Origin of the sequence: Kitasatospora sp. NPDC059088, from assembly GCF_042738155.1 — a bacterium.
In the GTDB taxonomy this organism is placed as follows: Bacteria; Actinomycetota; Actinomycetes; order Streptomycetales; family Streptomycetaceae; genus Kitasatospora.
On sequence record NZ_JBHYGR010000038.1, the window covers coordinates 27,439 to 44,864 of the forward strand.

The 17,426-nt window shown below is 73.6% G+C and carries 14 protein-coding genes; 7 read left to right on the plus strand and 7 right to left on the minus strand.

What is annotated here, in order from left to right:
* The 5 genes from ACFWXO_RS18935 to ACFWXO_RS18955 form a co-directional block, all read right to left on the minus strand.
* The coding region (locus ACFWXO_RS18935; protein ID WP_380525000.1) for a cytochrome P450 at positions 1-1,230 on the minus strand (1,230 nt) is incomplete at its 3' end.
* Positions 1,231-1,316: 86 nt separating this feature from the next.
* Positions 1,317-2,006, minus strand: coding sequence for a DUF5825 family protein (locus ACFWXO_RS18940; RefSeq protein ID WP_380525002.1), 690 nt, complete (start codon positions 2,004-2,006; stop codon positions 1,317-1,319).
* On the minus strand, positions 1,987-3,921 hold the full coding sequence (locus ACFWXO_RS18945; protein WP_380525003.1) for a RiPP maturation radical SAM C-methyltransferase: 1,935 nt from the start codon (positions 3,919-3,921) through the stop codon (positions 1,987-1,989). Before ACFWXO_RS18945 ends, ACFWXO_RS18940 begins: the two co-directional genes overlap by 20 nt.
* A 106-nt stretch (positions 3,922-4,027) precedes the next feature.
* Positions 4,028-4,189, minus strand: a complete 162-nt coding sequence (locus ACFWXO_RS18950) for a hypothetical protein (protein WP_380409779.1) — start codon at positions 4,187-4,189, stop codon at positions 4,028-4,030.
* Positions 4,186-6,045, minus strand: coding sequence for an alpha/beta hydrolase family protein (locus ACFWXO_RS18955; RefSeq protein WP_380525004.1), 1,860 nt, complete (start codon positions 6,043-6,045; stop codon positions 4,186-4,188). Before ACFWXO_RS18955 ends, ACFWXO_RS18950 begins: the two co-directional genes overlap by 4 nt.
* 310 nt (positions 6,046-6,355) lie before the next feature.
* Here ACFWXO_RS18955 and ACFWXO_RS18960 point away from each other — a divergent pair, with 310 nt between their 5' ends.
* Complete coding sequence (locus ACFWXO_RS18960; protein ID WP_380525025.1) at positions 6,356-7,423, plus strand: polyprenyl synthetase family protein; 1,068 nt, start codon at positions 6,356-6,358, stop codon at positions 7,421-7,423.
* 28 nt (positions 7,424-7,451) lie between these two features.
* Here the strand turns inward: ACFWXO_RS18960 and ACFWXO_RS18965 are convergent, their stop codons facing one another.
* The gene (locus ACFWXO_RS18965; protein ID WP_380525005.1) at positions 7,452-8,372 is read right to left on the minus strand and encodes a LysR family transcriptional regulator; all 921 of its coding nucleotides are present in this window, start codon (positions 8,370-8,372) and stop codon (positions 7,452-7,454) included.
* Positions 8,373-8,474: 102 nt separating this feature from the next.
* Between ACFWXO_RS18965 and ACFWXO_RS18970 the strand changes: the two genes are divergently transcribed.
* The 4 genes from ACFWXO_RS18970 to ACFWXO_RS18985 all read left to right on the plus strand — a co-directional run bounded on the left by ACFWXO_RS18970 (position 8,475) and on the right by ACFWXO_RS18985 (position 12,031).
* Positions 8,475-8,837, plus strand: a complete 363-nt coding sequence (locus tag ACFWXO_RS18970; protein WP_380525006.1) for a DUF485 domain-containing protein — start codon at positions 8,475-8,477, stop codon at positions 8,835-8,837.
* Positions 8,834-10,594, plus strand: a complete 1,761-nt coding sequence (locus ACFWXO_RS18975; protein ID WP_380525007.1) for a cation acetate symporter — start codon at positions 8,834-8,836, stop codon at positions 10,592-10,594. Before ACFWXO_RS18970 ends, ACFWXO_RS18975 begins: the two co-directional genes overlap by 4 nt.
* 2 nt (positions 10,595-10,596) lie before the next feature.
* Entirely contained in the window at positions 10,597-11,184 is a 588-nt protein-coding gene (locus ACFWXO_RS18980; protein ID WP_380525008.1) for a cysteine dioxygenase, read from the plus strand.
* A 121-nt stretch (positions 11,185-11,305) separates the two neighbouring features.
* Positions 11,306-12,031, plus strand: coding sequence for a hypothetical protein (locus tag ACFWXO_RS18985; RefSeq protein ID WP_380525010.1), 726 nt, complete (start codon positions 11,306-11,308; stop codon positions 12,029-12,031).
* An 80-nt stretch (positions 12,032-12,111) separates the two neighbouring features.
* Here the strand turns inward: ACFWXO_RS18985 and ACFWXO_RS18990 are convergent, their stop codons facing one another.
* On the minus strand, positions 12,112-13,806 hold the full coding sequence (locus ACFWXO_RS18990; protein ID WP_380525011.1) for an FAD-binding oxidoreductase: 1,695 nt from the start codon (positions 13,804-13,806) through the stop codon (positions 12,112-12,114).
* A gap of 783 nt (positions 13,807-14,589) precedes the next feature.
* On the opposite strand from ACFWXO_RS18990, the gene ACFWXO_RS18995 reads away from it, so the two are divergent.
* Positions 14,590-16,029: a sugar transferase gene (locus ACFWXO_RS18995; protein ID WP_380525012.1), complete on the plus strand. Its 1,440-nt coding sequence runs from the start codon at positions 14,590-14,592 to the stop codon at positions 16,027-16,029.
* A 79-nt stretch (positions 16,030-16,108) separates the two neighbouring features.
* A complete protein-coding gene (locus ACFWXO_RS19000) occupies positions 16,109-17,425 on the plus strand; it encodes a nucleotide sugar dehydrogenase (RefSeq protein ID WP_380525013.1) in 1,317 nt (438 codons plus the stop codon).
* Position 17,426: the final 1 nt, after the last annotated feature.

Here is a 17,426-nt window from a genome sequence, read left to right on the forward strand (position 1 = left end):
CGCCCGCCGGACCGGGGGCCGGGGCCGATCCCAATCGAGCCACACCGCCCGCGACTCCAGGCCGCGCAGCATGATGGTGTTGCGCCAGGGCAGGGTCTCCTCCGCGGCCGCCAGCTCGATCCGGGTGAAGCGCGACAGCAGCCCGGTGAGCGCGACCTCGCTCTCCAGTCGGCCGAGGAAGGAGCCGAGGCAGCGGTGCAGGCCCTGTCCGAAGGCCAGGTGGCCGGGGTCGCCCCGGTCCAGGAGCAGCCGGTCGGGGTCGGTGAAGCGGGCCGGGTCCCGGTTGGCTGCGCCGAGCGAGAGCAGCACCAGTTCGTCCGCCGGGATCTCGACGTCGTCGACCGTCACATCGGCGTTGGTGAACCTCAACGTGGCCATGCTGACCGGGGATTCGTAGCGGAGGAACTCGTCGACGGCGACCGGCATCGACGCCGGGTCGGCGCGCAGCAGGGCGAGTTGGTCGGGGTGGTGGAGCAGTGCCAGGGTGGCGGTGCCGAGCAGGTTGACGGTGGTCTCGTGGCCGCCGATCAGCAGCAGGAAGACCATCGAGAACACCTCCCGCTCGGTGAGTTCGCCGGCGTCCCGGGCCTGCACCAGGTCGGTGAGGATGTCGGCCTTCGGCGACGTCCGCCGGGCCGCCATCAACTCCCGCAGGTAGTCGTTCAGTTCCTCGGTCGCCTGGGCGAAGGACAGGTCGCCGCCCTGGGTGAGGATCGCCGTCGACCAGGTGCGGAAGGCCTGCATGTCCTCCGGGGGGAAGCCGAGCAGCTCGCAGATGACCATGATGGGCAGCGGGAAGGCGAAGTCCGTGATCAGGTCGGCGGTCCCGCGCCCGCGCAGCCCGTCCAGCAGGCCGTCGGCGGTGCGCTCGACCAGCGGCCGCATCTCGTCGACCCGTCGGCGGGTGAAGACGCCCTGGATCAGGCGGCGCAGCCGGGTGTGGTCCGGCGGATCGCTGTTGAGCATGTGGACGACCTCGGAACCGAGCGTCAGCCCGGCGCCGCGTCCGCTCGCGATGGCCTGGCTGCGGCGGACGTCCTGCCCGAAGCGCGGATCCGTCAACGCGGCCCGGACGTCCTGGTAGCGGGTCACCAGGTAGACCGGCAGCCCCTCGCCGAACTCCACGACGGAGACCGCGCCGGCCTCACGGATCCGGGCGAGCGTGGGGTAGGGGTCGCGGATGAAGGCGGCCATCCGGGCTGCGGCGTCGTCGTCGACCGCGGTGGTCATGGGTCTCTCTCCTCGGGCTCGGAACTCGTGCGGGCCGGTCGGCCGGTCGGCCGGGCAGCTGGGCGGCCGTGCCGCGGGGAAGGCCGTCAGACCGTCAGCGACGGGAACGGCCAGCGGCGCACCCGCATCGGCAGGAACCAGGCGCGGCCGGCCTGTTCGGCGATCAGACCGGCCTCGGCGAAGTCCCGGCGGACGGCGTCCGGCAGCCGGTCGACCTCGACGCCCTCGGACAGCGCCTCCAGCTGTGCCAGGTGGCCCGGCTCGTCGATGGTGAACAGCTCCAGCGTCCCGAACCGGCGGTCCCGCACCTCGACGAAGCCGGGGCCGCGCCGGAGCACGCACTTGCTCGGGAAGTAGGTGGCGCGCCAGTCGGCGAGCACGTCCGGTGCGCCACCACCGGTCAACTGCTCGGGCGGGTACAGGTGGTGGAACCGGCGCTGCGCCGCGCAGCCGTCCGGGCAGACCGCCCGCCAGAGCACGGCCAGCCCCTGTCCGGTCGCCTCGCGCAGCAGCATCAGCGCCCGGGCCGAGGCCGCCGGCGCGTCCGCGCACAACCGCACCGGCTCGGTCAGCCGCAGGCAGCGGACCCCGGCCCGGTGCAGTCCGGTGACCTCGGCCTGCGCCGGGCCGGTCAGGGTGCGGCGGCCGAGTGCGAAGCCCGGCAACTCCCGTACGGCGGGGTCGTAGTCGAGCCAGAGCTCGACCTCCGGCGCGGCCTCGCGCCAGGCGGCGGCACCGTCGTGCCGCCCGGTCCGTTCAGCCGATCGCGACGGCATCGGGCACCTCCTCGCTGCGGGTACCGGGACGGGCAGGGGTGTCGGGGCCGGCGGCGCCTTCGGCACCGTGCCGGTGCCGCATCCGCATCAGCACCTGGTTGTCGGACTCGACGGCGACCTGGAGGTAGCCGTCGCCGTCGTGGAACAGCAGGCCCAGCGCGGTGAAGCGCTCCAGCACCGGCTCGACCGCCGCCGCGCCGCCGGGGACCTTGGCGGCCAGCGCGGCGGCCGACCGGGGCCGGTCGAGCAGCCGGAAGACGGCGAGCTCCACGGGATCGGTCAGCTCGACCGCCCGCCAGTCGTACCCGGGGCGGGTGTTGACGAGCACGACCCGCGCGCCCGCGTCCCGGTAGCTGAGCCGGCTGTCGGGGAACCGCGCGAGCCAGGTGTCCACCGCCGCGCCCAGCCGCTCCGCGAGGCCGCCGCCGATCCCGCGCGGCGGCGCGCTGAACACGTAGGCCAGCTCGTTGAGTTCGCTCTCCGGGAGGCGGTAGGTCGCGCGGTACTGGAGGGCCGGCCGGGTGATCGCGAAGCCCAGCTCGGGGCGGTCGAAGTACGGGCTGAACCGCTCGATGGCGATCCGGCCCGCCCCGGTCGGCGGGTCGAGGTGGTGCAGCACCGGCAGTTGGCGGATCACCGACTCGTAGTCCTCCGGCTGTTCGCCCGGGAAGCCGTAGAGGTAGTTCCAGGTCACCGAGACCCCGGCGCTCTGCGCGTCCCGCAGCGCGCGGACGTTCTGGCAGCCGGTCACCCCCTTGTCCATGATCCGCAGGACCCGGGTGCTCAGGTTCTCGATGCCGGGCTGCACCTGGGCCGCGCCCGAGTCGCCGAGCAGTTGGAACTGGTGGCGGCGCAGGTTGGCCTTGATCTCGAAGTGCAGCCGCAGGTCGACCGGGAGCTCGGCCAGCGACTTGAGGACGGTGTCGAAGTAGCCCATGTCCAGGATGTTGTCGACCACGTAGACGTCGAGCAGCTGGTGGCGCTCGGCGAGGGTGAGCACCTCGGCGAGGAAGTCGGCCGGCGGCTTGGAGCGGAACGCCATCGAGGACCCGTTGAGCCCGCAGAAGGTGCAGTGGTGCTTCTCGCCCCACCAGCAGCCGCGGGAACCTTCGAGGACCAGCTTGGGGTCGACCCAGCCGGCCGCGACGGAGGTGTCGAGCCGCTCGAAGAAGCCGTCGTAGCGCGGCGTCAGGATCGCGGCGGGCGGCAGCGGCCGCTCGGCCATCGGGTTGGCCGTCGACCTCCCGGCGGCGTCGCGCCAGCACAGGCCGGGGACGGTGGCGGGGTCGTCGCCCGCCAGCAGCGCAGGGAAGGCGGCCTCGCCCTCGCCGCGCACCACGTAGTCCAGGAAGGGGAAGTTGCGGTGCAGCGCGGCGCCCTGCGGACCGTCGCAGTTCGCGCCGCCGAAGACCGTGCGCACCTGCGGGCAGCGCTGCTTGAGCAGTTTCGCGGCGGCGAGGCTGGCCGTGTTCTGCTGGAAGGTGGTGGTGAAGCCGACCAGGTCCGGTGGGTCGGCGGCGAGTTCGTCGACCAGCCTGGTGATGAACGCGGGGGCGAGGGCCCGGACGGACCGGGTCAGGGCGATCTCCTGCGGGCTCGCACCGGCGGCGGCCAGGTACGCGAAGTAGTCGGCGGAGCCGTCGTGGGCGCCGCCGGGATCCTCGTCGTCGTCGCCGTACAGCGCGCCGGCGAAGGCCCAGTCGCCCGCGCCCTGGAAGTACGACTTCTCGGAGAAGTACTGGTAGTCGTCCACGCCGAGGCCGGCGGCCCCGGCGGCCCAGTCCACGAAGTCCAGGTTGGCGTATCGTACTTCGGTCACGTGCCCGGCCCGGGCAGCGGCCGTGTGCAGGATCCCGAGGGCCAGCGAGGGCACGTCGATCGCACCCCAGGGCATGTGCAGCAGGACGATACGCATGGTGGCCACTTCTGTCGGTCGAGGTCGGCGGTCAGGGTGGGCGGTCGCGGTTGGTCGGCGGGGTGTCGCTCCGGGGCACCCGCGGGCGCCCCGGCACGACGGTGGGTCACTTGACCTTGGTCTCCGGCTTCGGCTTCGGCTGCCCCTTGAGGGCAGGCGCGACCGCTGCGGCCTTGGTGATGTCGAGCGAGAAGTTCTGGACCACCACGGCGCCCCGGTCACGCTCCGGGGTGCCGATCGGGTCGTTCTGGATGCTGCGTCGCTTCATGGCTGTTCACCTCCTTCCATCGGATCGGTGGGTGCCCCGGGGCGGCCGCCCCGGGGTGTCCGGGGGAGCGGTGCCGGCCAGGCGAGTCCGGCGAAGCGGACCATGGCCTCCAGCACCGATCGGTGGTCGGCGGTCCGGCGGCTGTAGTGGCCGCCGTCCACCCAGAGCAGTTCGTGCGGCACCGCCAGCCGGTGCAGGTCCGCGGCGTACCCGGCGACCTGTTCGGGCGGGCAGCGCTCGTCGGTCCGCGAGGCGACCAGCAGGACGGGCGAGCGGACCCGGTGCACGTACGACCGCGGATCGGCCGCGCGGTAGCGCTCGGGGACCTCGTCCGGGGTCCCGCCGAAGAGCTGGCGGTCGACCTCGCGCAGGGCGGGGGTGGTGGTGCGGTAGGTGGCGGGGTAGTCCGCGATCGGCTGGGCGGCCATGCCGAGCGTCCACAGCTCGGGCTGCGCGCCCAGCGCGAGGAGGGTCAGGTAGCCGCCCCACGAGAATCCGCAGAGGCCGGTGCGGTCCGCGCGCGCCGTACCGTCGGCGACCAGTTCGGCGCGGACGGCGGCCAGGTCCTCGATCTGGGCCAGTCCGACCCGGTGGCCGTAGTCGTGCTGCCAGCCGGGGCCGTAGCCGGTGGAGCCGCGGTAGTTGGTGCGCACCACCGCGTAGCCGTGGCCCACCAGGGCGTTCACCCGGGGGTCGTAGGAGTCCCGGTCGTGGGTGGCGGGGCCGCCGTGGACCAGGAAGAGGGTCGGCCACGGGCCGGGGCCGGCCGGGGTGGTGACGAAGCTGTGGATCCGCCCGTACGGCCGGGGCGTCCACCGCCTGCTGCGGCGGGTGTCGTCGGCGGGCTCCGGGGCGTGGTCCGGGGCGTGGTGGTGCGGTTCCTCGGCGCCCGGGCGCAGGACCAGGGGGCGGGGCGGGGTCGACTCCCGGCTCCAGACGCAGTGCAGGGTGCCGTCCGGGGCGCAGGACAGGTCGTGGATGGTGCCGCCGGGTGTGCCGATCTCCCGGGCGGGCGCGGGCGAGGACGGTTCCACCGGCGGGCCGAGGTCGGCGAGGAGCAGTCGGCTCCGCCCGGCCCGCTCGTGCTGGATCAGCACCCCGTGCGGCCCCCCGTACCAGCCGGCCGAGATCTGCGAGTCGAAGGACAGCTCGGGGTGTCTTCGCAGGCCCGAGGCCGCCCGCCAGGTCGCGACGGAGTACCGCTCGTCCTCCTCGATCACCAGGAGGAGCTCCGGTTCGTGGACGGCGAGGGGGTTGAACTCGATCGGCCAGAGCCGCAGTCGGGAGCTCCCGGCGAGCCGCGTGGCACCCTCCGGTGCGCTGTCCGGTGCACCGGGCGGCGTGCTGTCCGTCGGCCACAGGAGTACCGCGTCGTCACCGTCGGGGCGTCCGGCGAGGGCGAGCAGCCGGCCGTCCGGCGACAGGTCGGCCAGGCCCAGGTACCCCGGCGCCGAACCGATCGGCCGGGCCTCGCCCGCGGGCGGGCCGACGTAGCAGTGCGAGGCGTCGCCGGTCCCCACGGCCACCGCCGCGAGGGCGCCGGTCCGGTCGAAGGCCACGCCGTAGGCCCGGCCGGGCGGCACGCCGTGCAGTGCCGGGCCGCGCGCACCGCCCATGAACGGCTCGCGCCACCACCGGCCCTCCCCGGCGCCGTCGGAGTCGAACCACCAGATGGCCTCGCCGTCCGGTTCGATCTCGCTCAGGTGGACGCCTTCGGGCCGGTCGGTGACCACCCGGCGCCGGTCCGTCCGCCGGTCCCAGGCGACCGCCTGCCAGCGCTCCTCGACGAGCCGCGTCTCGACCGCGCGGTCGGCCGCCAGGGCGGCGAAGCCGGGTGACTGGAACGCCTGCGTCACGGACCCGGCCCTTTCGGTTCGACGGCGGGAGCGGTGGGAGCGGTGGGAGCGGTGGGACGGAGCGCGCTGAACGTGCCGGAGCCGGCACGCCGGTGTGAAGGCAAGGTGAACCAGTGTGAAGAAACGGTCACTTGCGGAGGATCGCGGCCACTCTAGGAGGGTGTCGCGGTCACGACCAGACCTTTCGCACAGATGGCCGAAATGCAGCTGAGATGAATCCGTCGGCCGTCCGCATGCCGGTCCGCGCCGACCCCGGCGGTGGGGGCGGTCCCGGGTGGATGCGAAGGTGGGCGGCGTGAACGAGACGATCATGGCAGCCGCCCGCGAACGGGCCGCCGGACACCGGCGCCGCTTCGACCTCCGCTTCGAGGCCTACTTCGACGCCCTGCCGCAGCGCCTCGACACCCCGCCGCTCAGCCGCTTCACCCCGCGCTGCCTGGAGCTGCTGCGCGAGCTCTCGCTGCGCGGCGGCAAGCGCCTGCGGGTCGCCCTGCTGTACGAGGCCGCCCGACTCGTGACCACCGACCCGGTGCCCGGCCTGGCCGAGGCCGCGCTGAGCATCGAACTGCTCCAGACGCACGGACTCGTCCACGACGACATCATCGACGACGCGGCCGTGCGCCGCGGCGGACCCTCCACCTACTACGCCTACCGCCGGGAGTTCCCGGACTCCGAGCGGACCGCGCTCGGCCTGGCCGTCCTGGCCGGGGACCTCGCCGCCTTCCTCGCGATGCGGGTCCTGCTGGAGGCGGACGTACCCGCCGAGCTGCGCCAGGCGCTGCTGGAGGTCCAGTTGAACGCGGGTGCCGAGACGGTCGCCGGCCAGATCGTGGACCTCGAACGCGACTTCCGGCCGCTCCCGGACGAGGAGTTCCTGCACACCGTCTGCGAGTACAAGTCCACCCGGTACTCCGTGCTCGCCCCGCTGCGGCTGGGGCTGCTGGCCGCCGGCGAGGACGTGGCCCGCCACGACGCGCGGCTGCGCCGGTACGCGACCCTGGTCGGCATCGGCGGCCAGCTGCGCGACGACTACCTCGACCTGTTCGGGGAGGAGGGCGCCACCGGCAAGTCGACCGGCGCGGACCTCCGTGCGGGGCGCCGCAGTTACGCGGTGACCGCCCTGCTCGCCGCGGCGGACGAGGGGCAGCGGGCCGTGGTGGAGTCCGCGCTCGGCGACCCGCAGTGCCCGGCCGCCACGGTCGAGCGGGTCCGCGAACTGGCCCGGCTGCTGGGCGTGGACGGGAAGCTCCGCGCCGACATGCGCCGCTGCGCGGAGGCGGCCCGTAGGGAAGCCCAGGGCTGGCGGCTGTACTGGCGGGAGGAGGCGGTGGCCTTCTTCGAGGGCCTGCCGCTGTCGAACGTGATCGCGGGAACGTGATCGCGGGAACGTGATCCCGCAGGCGTGATCAGAACACCCCCGGAACCCCCGGGAGCCCGGGCCCGTCGGCCTCGCCCGCCGTCCAGTCCCAGTCCGCGACGGCGTCGCGCAGCAGCCGGGCGGCGGTGGGCAGGCGTCCGCCGCGGGGCCAGTGCAGGGTGAGGGCGCGGCGGCAGTCGGGGCTGTCGACGTCGACCCACGCCAGCGGGAGGCGGGTGGCGGTGCGCCGGGCGAGGGCGGGCACCAGGCCGATGCCCAGGCCCGCGCTGATCAGTTCGGCGATGGCGCCGGCCTCGTCGCCCTCGCAGACGATCCGGGGCACCAGGCCCTGTCCGGCGAACAGGCGGTCCAGCAGCCGGCGCTGCCAGTGCCCGGGGCGGGCGGCGATGAAGGGCTGGTCGGCGAGTTCCTCGACGCCCACCGCGGCGCGTCCGGCCAGGGGGTGGCCGAGCGGCACGGCCAGTCCCACCTCCTCGTCGAGGAGCCGGACCGACTCCAGGCCCTCGACGGCGATCGGCTGGGAGGCGACGGCCAGGTCGACGTCCTGGGCTCGCAGCTGCCGGGCCATCTCGACGGCGGTCAGCTGGTGCAGTTCGATCTCCACGCCGGGGTGCGCGCGTTTGAACGCCGCCAGCGGGCCGCTGAAGGCCAGGAAGGTCTCCGAGGCGAGCCGGACCGTGCCCAGCCCCTCCCCGGTCGCCTCGGCGACGGCCCGCCGGCCCGCCTCCAGTTCGCCGAGGGCGCGCTCGACGTAGCCGCGGAACAGGTGGCCGGCCTCGTTCAGCCGAAGCCTTCCGCCCCGCTCGAACAGCGGCGTGCCCAGTTCGGCCTCCAGCCGGGCGACCGAGCGGCTCAACGACGGCTGGGCGACGCGCAGTTCCCGTGCCGCCCGGCTCAGGTGCTCCAGCCGCGCCACCGCCAGGAACTGGGTGAGCGTGTGCAGGTCCACCGGTGGATCCCCCCTGAGCCGGACGCGCGTTGATCGCTCGTCTACCGGGGGATCCTACGGTCGGCGCGTTCGACCCGTTCCGTACCGCTCAGAAGGATTCCCATGATCGACCCGGCCGCGCCGTCGCGCGGTGACACCCCCTGGATCGGCGACGATCCGCGCTTCGCCCTCCTGCGCGCCAGATACCGCAGGTTCGTCCTCCCGGTGACGGCGGCGTTCCTGCTCTGGTTCCTGGCGTACGTGCTCTGCTCGGCCTACGCCCGCGGCTTCATGGCGGCCGAGGTCGTCGGGAACATCAACGTGGCGCTGGTCTTCGGGCTGCTCCAGTTCGCTTCCACCTTCGGCATCGCCCTGGCCTACGGCCGGTTCGCCGCCCGGCGCCTGGACCCGCTGGCCGAGGAGCTGCGCCGGACGGCGGCCGCCCGGGCCGGCGACGAGCACGAGTCGACGGGGAGCCTGGCATGACACAGCACCTTCCCCTCGCCGCTGCCGCCCCCACCGCCACCACCGCCGCCACCACCACGGCGCAGGAGGCCTCGCACCAGGGCCTGACCGTCGGCCTGTTCGTCGCCCTGGTGGCGGTGACCCTGGTGATCACCCTCTGGGCGCGGCGGAGCACCCGGGGCACCGGCGGCTTCTACACCGGCGGCGGCCAGTTCTCCGCGCTGCAGAACGGCATCGCGATCTCGGGCGACTACCTGTCCGCAGCGTCCTTCCTCGGCATCGCGGGGATCATCGCGCTCTCCGGGTACGACGGCTTCCTCTACTCCATCGGCTTCCTGGTGGCCTGGCTGGTCGCGCTGCTGATGGTGGCCGAACTGCTGCGCAACACCGGCCGGTTCACCATGGCGGACGTGCTGGCGGCGCGGCTGCGCAGCGGGCCGATGCGGACCGCGGCCGGGGTGTCGACCATCGTGGTGTCGATCTTCTACCTGATCGCGCAGATGGTCGGTGCGGCGACGATCGTCGGCCAGCTGCTCGACGTCAAGGGCGCCTCCGCGCAGATCTGGACCATCGTCGGGGTCGGCGCCCTGATGATCGTCTACGTCGTGGTCGGCGGGATGAAGGGCACCACCTGGGTGCAGATCGTCAAGGCCGGGCTGCTGATCGCCGGCGCGGCCGTGATGACCGTGTGGGTGCTGGCGAAGTACGGCTTCGACCTCGGCCACCTGCTGGGGGACGCCGCCTCGGCGTCGAAGAAGGGCGAGGCGTTCCTGCGGCCCGGCCTCAAGTACGGGGCGACGGACGGCTGGTCGAAGCTCGACCTGGTCAGCCTCGGCGTGGCCCTGGTGCTGGGCACCGCGGCGCTGCCGCACGTGCTGGTGCGCTTCTACACCGTGCCGACCGGCCGCGACGCGCGGAAGTCGGTGAACTGGGCGATCGGCATCATCGGGGTCTTCTACCTGATGACCCTGGTGCTCGGCTTCGGCGCGGCCGCGCTGGTCGGCACGGCGACGATCAAGGCGAAGGACCCGTCCGGCAACACCGCCGCCACCCTGCTGGCCGAGCACCTCGGCGGGGGCGCGGGCACCACCGGGGGCTCCCTGATGCTGGCGTTCATCGCGGCGGTGGCCTTCGCCACCATCCTCGCGGTGGTCGCCGGGCTCACCCTGACCTCCTCGTCCTCCTTCGCCCATGACCTGTACGCCAGCGTGATCCGCAAGGGCCGGGCCACCGAACGGCAGGAACTGGTCACCGCGAAGGTCGCCGCCGTGGTGATCGGCGCGGTCGCGGCCGCCCTGTCGATCGTCGCCAGGGACCTCAACGTGGCGTTCCTGGTGGCCCTGGCCTTCGCCATCGCCGCCTCGGCCAACCTGCCGGCGATCCTGCTGACCCTGTTCTGGAGGCGCTTCACCACCTTCGGCGCCAAGTGCGGCATCTACGCGGGGCTGGTCGCCTCGATCGGTCTGGTGCTGCTCTCGCCGATCTGCTGGGGCGGCGCGAGCAGCACCGTCCCCGCCGTGAAGCTGACGGCCGCCCAGGCGAAGGACTGCGGGGTGGACGCCGGGGACCAGCGGGTCGGCAACGCCACGGCGCTGATCTCCTGCACCGCCGCGGCGCCGGTGCCCCTGCAGAACCCGGGCGTCCTCTCCATCCCGATCGGGTTCGCGGCCGCCGTCCTCGGCTCGCTGGCCGGCGGTCGCCGCCGCCGGGACGAGGACGCGGACGGGCGCGGCTTCGCCGAGCTGGAGGTCCGTGCGCTCACCGGGGTGGGGAGGTAGCCGTGGCCACCGGATCCAACCTCGACGAGTTCCTCGCCGACCTCGCGCGCTACGCCGCCGCCGACGTGCTGACCGCGGAGCTCACCGCGGACACCCTGCGCAAGTACCTGCGCGCCGGGCTGATCGTCCCCGAGGACCTGTGCGCCGGTGACACCGGGGGCTACAGCCAGCGGCTGCTGCACGCCGAACGCACCCACTCCGTGGTAGCCCTGACCTGGCTGCCCGGGCAGTCGACCCCGATCCACGACCACGTCGCCTGGTGCGTGTCGGGCGTGCTGGAGGGCGTCGAGGTGGACGAGGCCTTCCGGCTGTGGCGGCTCCCCAGGTCCGGCCGCAAGGTGCTGGCGCCGTACGCCCGGACGACCTGCTCGCCCGGCCGGGTGCAGTTCCTGGTGCCGCCCGACGAGGACATCCACCGGGTGTCCAACGCCGGTACCGGGCGCGCGGTCTCCCTGCACGTCTACGGCACGGACATCTCGCAGAACCTGGGCACCTCGATCAACCGGGTGTTCGGACAGGAGGTCGTGGACCGTCCACCGGACGGGGCCCGGCTGGTGAGTTGGCGGAGCCCGGAGGTCCTCGCCCCCTGATCCCTGAGCCACCCCTGACCCACCCCGTGCCCGTGCGCCGGTGGCCGTCCACTCCGGACGGCCCCGGCGCTCGCCGTTCACCACCCTGGTGCATCATGTCCGTGATCATGCGGGGGGTGTGATGGCGTTGTTCGCGCCGAAGTGTCCGGTGGAGCCGGACGAACGGGTCTGGATCGAGGAGTCGATGGCCTGGCTGGCGGCCGAGTTCGGCCGCGGGGTGCTGGACCGTGCCCCGGTGCTGCCGACGGCGGACTTCTTCCCCGGGCCGTACCGGGGGTCCGCGGAGGACGTCCGGGGGGTGATCGCCCAGATCTGCGGCTACCTGGACGTGCCGCCCAACCGGCTGACCATCGAGATCGAGCCGGACGACGGCGAGCAGGCGATGGTCGACCAACTCCGGCTCAACCACAGCTCCCGCTCCGCCGCCGGGCACTACCGGCGGGAGAACGGGCGCCCGGTGATCGCCGTCGATCAGCGCCAGGCCGCCCGTCCCGTCGCCCTGGTCGCCACGGTCGCCCACGAGTTGGGCCACGTCCGGCTCCTGGACGAGCAGCGGATCTCCCGGGACCGGCGCGACCACGAACCGCTCACCGACCTGCTGACGGTGCACTTCGGCCTCGGCGTCTTCACCGCCAACTCCGCCTTCGAGTTCCGCCGGAGCGACCGCGGCTGGTCGTCCTCGCGGCTCGGCTACCTGTCCGAGCGGATGCTCGGCTACGCGCTGGCCTGCTACGCCCACCGGCGCGGCGAGACCGGGCCCGACTGGGCCCGGCACCTGACCACCAACCCGCGGGCCTACCTCAAGCAGGGCCTGCGCTACCTGGCGCGGAACCCGCCCAGCGCGTGACGGGGGCGTGCTCCGGCCGGGCCCGACGGCCGCTCCGGGAGTCCGGCCACTTCGCCAGTCCGGCCACTCCGCGAGTCCGGCTACTCCGGGAGTTCCACCGAGAGGGCGTGCCGGAACACGTTGCGCGGGTCCCAGCGGGCCTTGGCCCGTTGCAGGCGCGGGTAGCCGCCCTGGTAGTAGAGGGTGTGCCAGGGGACTCCGGAGGTGTTCCAGGCCGGGTCGGCGAGGTCGGCGTCCGGGTAGTTGATGTACGAGCCGTCGCTCACCGCGCCGGGGACGGGCACGCCGCCGGTGTCCCGGTAGACCTCGCGGTAGAGCGCGCGCACCCAGGACAGGTGGGCGTCGTCGTCCTTCTCCTCGGCCCAGACGCTGTGGTAGACGGCCTTCATCACCACGTCGCGCTGGGCCACCGCGGTGGCGCCCGGCTCCACCGCGCGGACCTGGCCGCCGTAGCCGACCACCAGCATGCCGCACCCGGAAGTGCCGGTGTCATTGGTCAAGTGGCGGTAGACCGTTGAGAGTTGGTCGTCGGTGAAGGAGCGTCTGAGGTAGCCGGCCTTTCCCTTGTAGCGGCGGGTGACGATGTCGCCGGCCTCGCCGTTGCCCGGCCAGGTCATCGGGTAGAGCCAGGGGACGGTCGCGCTGCCGCCGCCGAGGTCCAGGCCGGTGCCGGCGTTCACCTGGCCGACGAAGTCCTTGACCAGGTCGGCCGCGCCGGGGAGCCCGGCGTCGATCTGGACCACCATGGAGAACTTGGCCGCCGAGCGGTGGGTGAGTTCCAGGACGGCGTACAGGCCCGCCTCGGGCGCGCCAGGATCGCTGTGGCGTTCGTGCCAGGTGCAGAAGTTGCGCAGCAGGGTGGTGAACGCCCGCTCGGTGGTGCGCTCCTCGTCCCAGGTCCACTCCACCAGCGCCTCCAGCATCTCGGCGGGCGCCGGTGGCAGCAGGCGGCACGGGTCGGGCGCCGCCGCGCGGGCCTCGGCGTCGGCCCGCGGCGAGCGCAGCCAGTACCGGGTGACCACGCCGAAGTTGCCGCCGCCCCCGCCGGTGTGCGCCCACCACAGTTCGCGGTTCGGGTCGTCCGGCTCGCGGGTGGCCACCACGGTGCGGGCGGTGCCGTCGCGGTCGACGACCACCACCTCGACGCCGTACAGGTGGTCCACCACCGAGCCGTAGCGCCGGGAGAGCGGCCCGTACCCGCCGCCGACCAGGTGCCCGCCGGCGCCGACCTCCGGGCAGCCGCCGGCCGGCACGGTGACGCCCCAGCCCTTGAACAGCGTCCGGTACACCCGGCCCAGGGTGGCCCCCGGCTGCACCTCGAAGGCCCGGTGCACGGGGTCGTAGCCCACCGCGTCCAGGGGTGAGAGGTCCAGCAGCAGCCGGATCGCCGGGTCGGCGGTGAAGTCCTCGAAGCAGTGGCCGCCGCTGCGCACGCCGATCCGCCGGCCGTCGCGGACCGCGTCCTGGACGGCCTGCACCACCTGCTCGGTGCTGCCGACCACCCGGATCTCCTCCGGGCGGCCGACGAAGCGCTGGTTGTCGCCCTTCACCAGGCTCTCGTAGCGCGGGTCGCCGGGGTGCACGGCGGCCGGGCCGAAGGGTGTCGGGCCCCGGCGTGCGGCCGCCTCCGCGGCCGCCTCCGCCGGTTCTGCCGCGGCCTCCGTCGCCCCGGCGCCGGTGGCGGCCGCCCCGGCGAGTCCGGCGGCCAGGCCCCCGGCCGTGGTGAGCAGGGTGCGGCGGGTCGGCCGCGCGGCAGGTTCCTCACTGTGACTCATCGTCAGCCCCCGTACGGTGAAGCCGGATTGCCCCACGGGCAGGTCGTCCCCTCAGCATGCCCGTACCCACCGGCCCGTGCCCAGGGGTGTGGCCGGACGGCCGGAAGTGGCGCCTGCGGGCCCGCCCGGCCCCCGGTCCGGGGCGGCCCGCCGGGGCTCGCCGGGGGTGCGTCGCAGGTACGTCGGCACAGGTCACGGCAGGGGTCCGGGGTGTCCGGCAACCCCCTGCCGGGCACCGGTAGTTGGGGATGATTTCAAATCTCGAGCACCTGTTTCACACATCCCCCTCATCGGGCGCCCCGGATGCTCTACATTGATTTTCGTGCCGCACGATCGGGCGTGAGGGGTGACACGTGATGATCTACGGATCGGTCGTTGCGGACCGCCGGTAGTCGCGTTTTCCGGCGGCGGGCGGGGGGGTGTCCCATTCTCGACGCCCGAGCAGAGGTTCTGAGTGTGGAGAGCAACCGTCGACGTTTTTCCGCGCACTCCGGGAATTCGGCAGGACGTACCGGTCTGCCGGTGCCCGGTGGGAAGTCCGCGTAGCGCCGCAATGGCGGATCCGCCATTTCCGGGGGCGTTGCCGTGCGCGGCCAGGAACGGCGCGACACGGGAGGCAGGGCCTCCCGGGGGGAGGAATCAGGTGCGGGAGGCAGCCGCCTCCCGGGGGGAGGAACCGTGTGGAGCGAGCACGTCGAACCCACTGACGGCCTGGCGGGGGCGGGAGCAGGAGCGGTCGAGCAGAAGGAGGGGGAATTAGTCGGCCGGTTCGCGCCGACCCGGGTGAGCCATCCGGGGAGCGGGAAATTCGGCCGGCCCGAGCGCGATTGGGAGCAGCAGTACCGCCGTACCGTGATCATCAGCGATACGGTGGCCACCGCCTTCGTGGTGGCGGCCATCGGCGGCTTCTTCGGGGTCCGGGACGCGGCCAACTGGCACGAGAAATGGGGAATTCTGGCCTTCGGCACCGAACTGTTGGTGCTGGGGGCGCTCGGGACGACCCGGGCGTGGGCACCGGCGGTTCTCGGCCAGGGGGCGGAGGAATTCCGCCGACTCGGCCGTTCGCTGTTCACGGCCGCCGTCGTCCTGGCGCTCGGCGGGATCGCCCTCTCCTCGCACAACATCAGGCTCTGGATCTTCGTCGCGATCCCGGCGATCACGGTCGTCACCATGACGGAGCGCTACCTGCTGCGGCTGTGGCTGCACGAGCAGCGCAACCGGGGGCGGTGCCTGCGTCCGGTGCTCGCCGCCGGGAGCCCGGCCACCGTGCGCGACCTGATCGCCCGGACCCGCAAGTTCCCGCACCTGGGCTGGCGGGTGGAGGCGGTCTGCACGCCGTACGCGCTGGGCCCCGACGGCGACCGGCTGGACGGCGTGCCGGTGGTCGGCCGGCTGGCGGACGTCGCCAACCACGTCCGGCGGGACGGCTACCGGGTGGTCGCGATCACGCCGGACCCGCACTGGTCGCCGGACCGGCTGCAACGGCTGGCCTGGAACCTGGAGGGCGGCGACGCCGAGATGGTGGTGGCGCCGGTGCTGATGGAGGTGGCGGGACCGCGGCTGCACGTCGACGCGGTGCTCGGCATCCCGATGCTGCGGGTCAGCATGCCCGCCTTCACCGGCGGGCCCCGGGCGGTCAAGGCGGTCGTCGACCGGCTGGGCGCCGCGGTCCTGCTGGTGCTGCTCTCGCCGCTGATGCTGTGCGTCGGACTGCTCGTCGCGCTGGACAGCCGCGGCGGGGTGCTCTACCGGCAGCACCGGGTCGGCAAGGACGGCCGCCAGTTCACCCTGGTCAAGTTCCGCACCATGGTGGCCGGGGCCGACCGGGCCAAGGCCGGGCTGGCCGACCGCAACGAGGGCGCCGGCCTGCTGTTCAAGCTCCGCCGGGACCCCCGGGTGACCAGGGTCGGCGGAGTGCTGCGCCGGTACTCGCTGGACGAGCTGCCGCAGCTGCTCAACGTGCTGGCCGGCTCGATGTCGCTGGTCGGCCCGCGCCCGCCGCTGCCGGAGGAGTCCGCCGCGTACGGCCCGGACATCCGGCGGCGACTGCTCGTCAAGCCCGGGCTCACCGGCCTGTGGCAGATCAGCGGGCGCAGCGACCTGCCCTGGGAGGAGGCGGTCCGACTGGACCTGCGGTACGTGGAGGACTGGTCGCTCGCCCTGGACACGGTGATCCTCTGGAAGACGCTGCGTGCGGTGCTCCAGGGGCAGGGGGCGTACTGATGGCCATTGCTGGGGGGCGTCGTCGCGACGACGCGCGGACGGTCGGCCGTGAGGGCCGGCCCGAGGGGAGGAACGGGTCATGAGGGTCAGCGTCCTGGGGCTCGGCTACGTGGGCTGCGTGTCGGCCGCGTGCCTGGCCAGCCTCGGTCACGAGGTCATCGGCGTGGACGTCAACCAGGTGAAGGTCGACCTGGTCAACGAGGGCAGGGCCCCGGTGGTCGAGGAGCGGATCGGCGAGCTGACCGCCGAGATGGTGCGGTCCGGGGCGCTGCGCGCCACCGCGGACGTCCGCGAGGCGGTCCTGGGCAGCGACGTGTCGCTGGTCTGCGTGGGCACGCCCTCGGCGGCCAACGGCAGCCTGTGCACCACCTACCTGGAGCGGGTCACCGAGCAGATCGGTGCGGCGGCGGCCGAGAAGGGCGGGCGGCACACCGTCGTGTTCCGCAGCACCATGCTCCCGGGCACCTGCCTCGACCTGCTGGTGCCGATCCTGGAGAAGCACCTCGGCGGCACCGCCGGGGTGGACGTCGGGGTCGCGGTCAACCCGGAGTTCCTGCGCGAGGGCACCAGCGTGCGGGACTTCTTCGACCCGCCGAAGACGGTGATCGGCGAGCTCGACGCGGCCAGCGGCGACGTGGTCGCGGCGCTCTACGAGGGCCTGCCGGGCGAGGTGTTCCGGGTGCCCGTCCCGGTGGCCGAGGCGATCAAGTACGCGGACAACGCCTTCCACGGCCTCAAGATCGGCTTCGCCAACGAGCTGGGCGCGGTCTGCCAGGCGCTCGGGGTGGACTCGCACCAGGTGGTCGACGTCTTCCTGGCCGACCGCAAGCTCAACATCAGCCCCGCCTACCTGCGGCCCGGCTTCGCCTTCGGCGGCTCCTGCCTGCCCAAGGACCTGCGCAGCCTGGTGCACGCCGCGCACCGGGCCGACGTCTCGGTGCCGATCCTCTCGCACGTGCTGGCCTCCAACGCCGACCACCTCCAGCGCGCGGTGGAGCTGGTCGAGCGCACCGGCAAGCGCCGGGTGGGCCTGTTCGGCCTGTCCTTCAAGCCCGGCACCGACGACCTCCGGGAGAGCCCGCTGGTCGAACTCGCCGAGCGGCTCTTCGGCAAGGGCTACGACCTGCGGATCTACGACCCCAACGTGCACCTCTCCCGGCTGCTCGGGGCGAACCGGGAGTACATCGAGACCCGGCTGCCGCACCTCGCGCAGCTGCTGGTGCCCTCCGTCGCCGAGGTGCTGGAGCACGCCGAGGTGTGCGTGGTCGGCACCAGGGACGAGGCCGTGCTGTCGGCCCTGCCGCAGGGCGACGGAGCGGTGATCGTCGACCTCGTCCGCCTTCCGGACGCCGAGCGGCGCCGGACCGAACCGGGGTACGTGGGCCTTGCCTGGTGAC

What these genes read in the sequence shown, in the direction of transcription:
- ACFWXO_RS18940 (WP_380525002.1), bottom strand. Translation starts at nt 2,006, where the DNA reads ATGCCGTCGCGATCGGCTGAACGGACCGGGCGGCACGACGGTGCCGCC.
- ACFWXO_RS18945 (WP_380525003.1), bottom strand. Translation starts at nt 3,921, where the DNA reads ATGCGTATCGTCCTGCTGCACATGCCCTGGGGTGCGATCGACGTGCCC.
- ACFWXO_RS18950 (WP_380409779.1), bottom strand. Translation starts at nt 4,189, where the DNA reads ATGAAGCGACGCAGCATCCAGAACGACCCGATCGGCACCCCGGAGCGT.
- ACFWXO_RS18960 (WP_380525025.1), top strand. Translation starts at nt 6,356, where the DNA reads ATGGCAGCCGCCCGCGAACGGGCCGCCGGACACCGGCGCCGCTTCGAC.
- ACFWXO_RS18970 (WP_380525006.1), top strand. Translation starts at nt 8,475, where the DNA reads ATGATCGACCCGGCCGCGCCGTCGCGCGGTGACACCCCCTGGATCGGC.
- ACFWXO_RS18975 (WP_380525007.1), top strand. Translation starts at nt 8,834, where the DNA reads ATGACACAGCACCTTCCCCTCGCCGCTGCCGCCCCCACCGCCACCACC.
- ACFWXO_RS18985 (WP_380525010.1), top strand. Translation starts at nt 11,306, where the DNA reads ATGGCGTTGTTCGCGCCGAAGTGTCCGGTGGAGCCGGACGAACGGGTC.
- ACFWXO_RS18990 (WP_380525011.1), bottom strand. Translation starts at nt 13,806, where the DNA reads ATGAGTCACAGTGAGGAACCTGCCGCGCGGCCGACCCGCCGCACCCTG.
- ACFWXO_RS19000 (WP_380525013.1), top strand. Translation starts at nt 16,109, where the DNA reads ATGAGGGTCAGCGTCCTGGGGCTCGGCTACGTGGGCTGCGTGTCGGCC.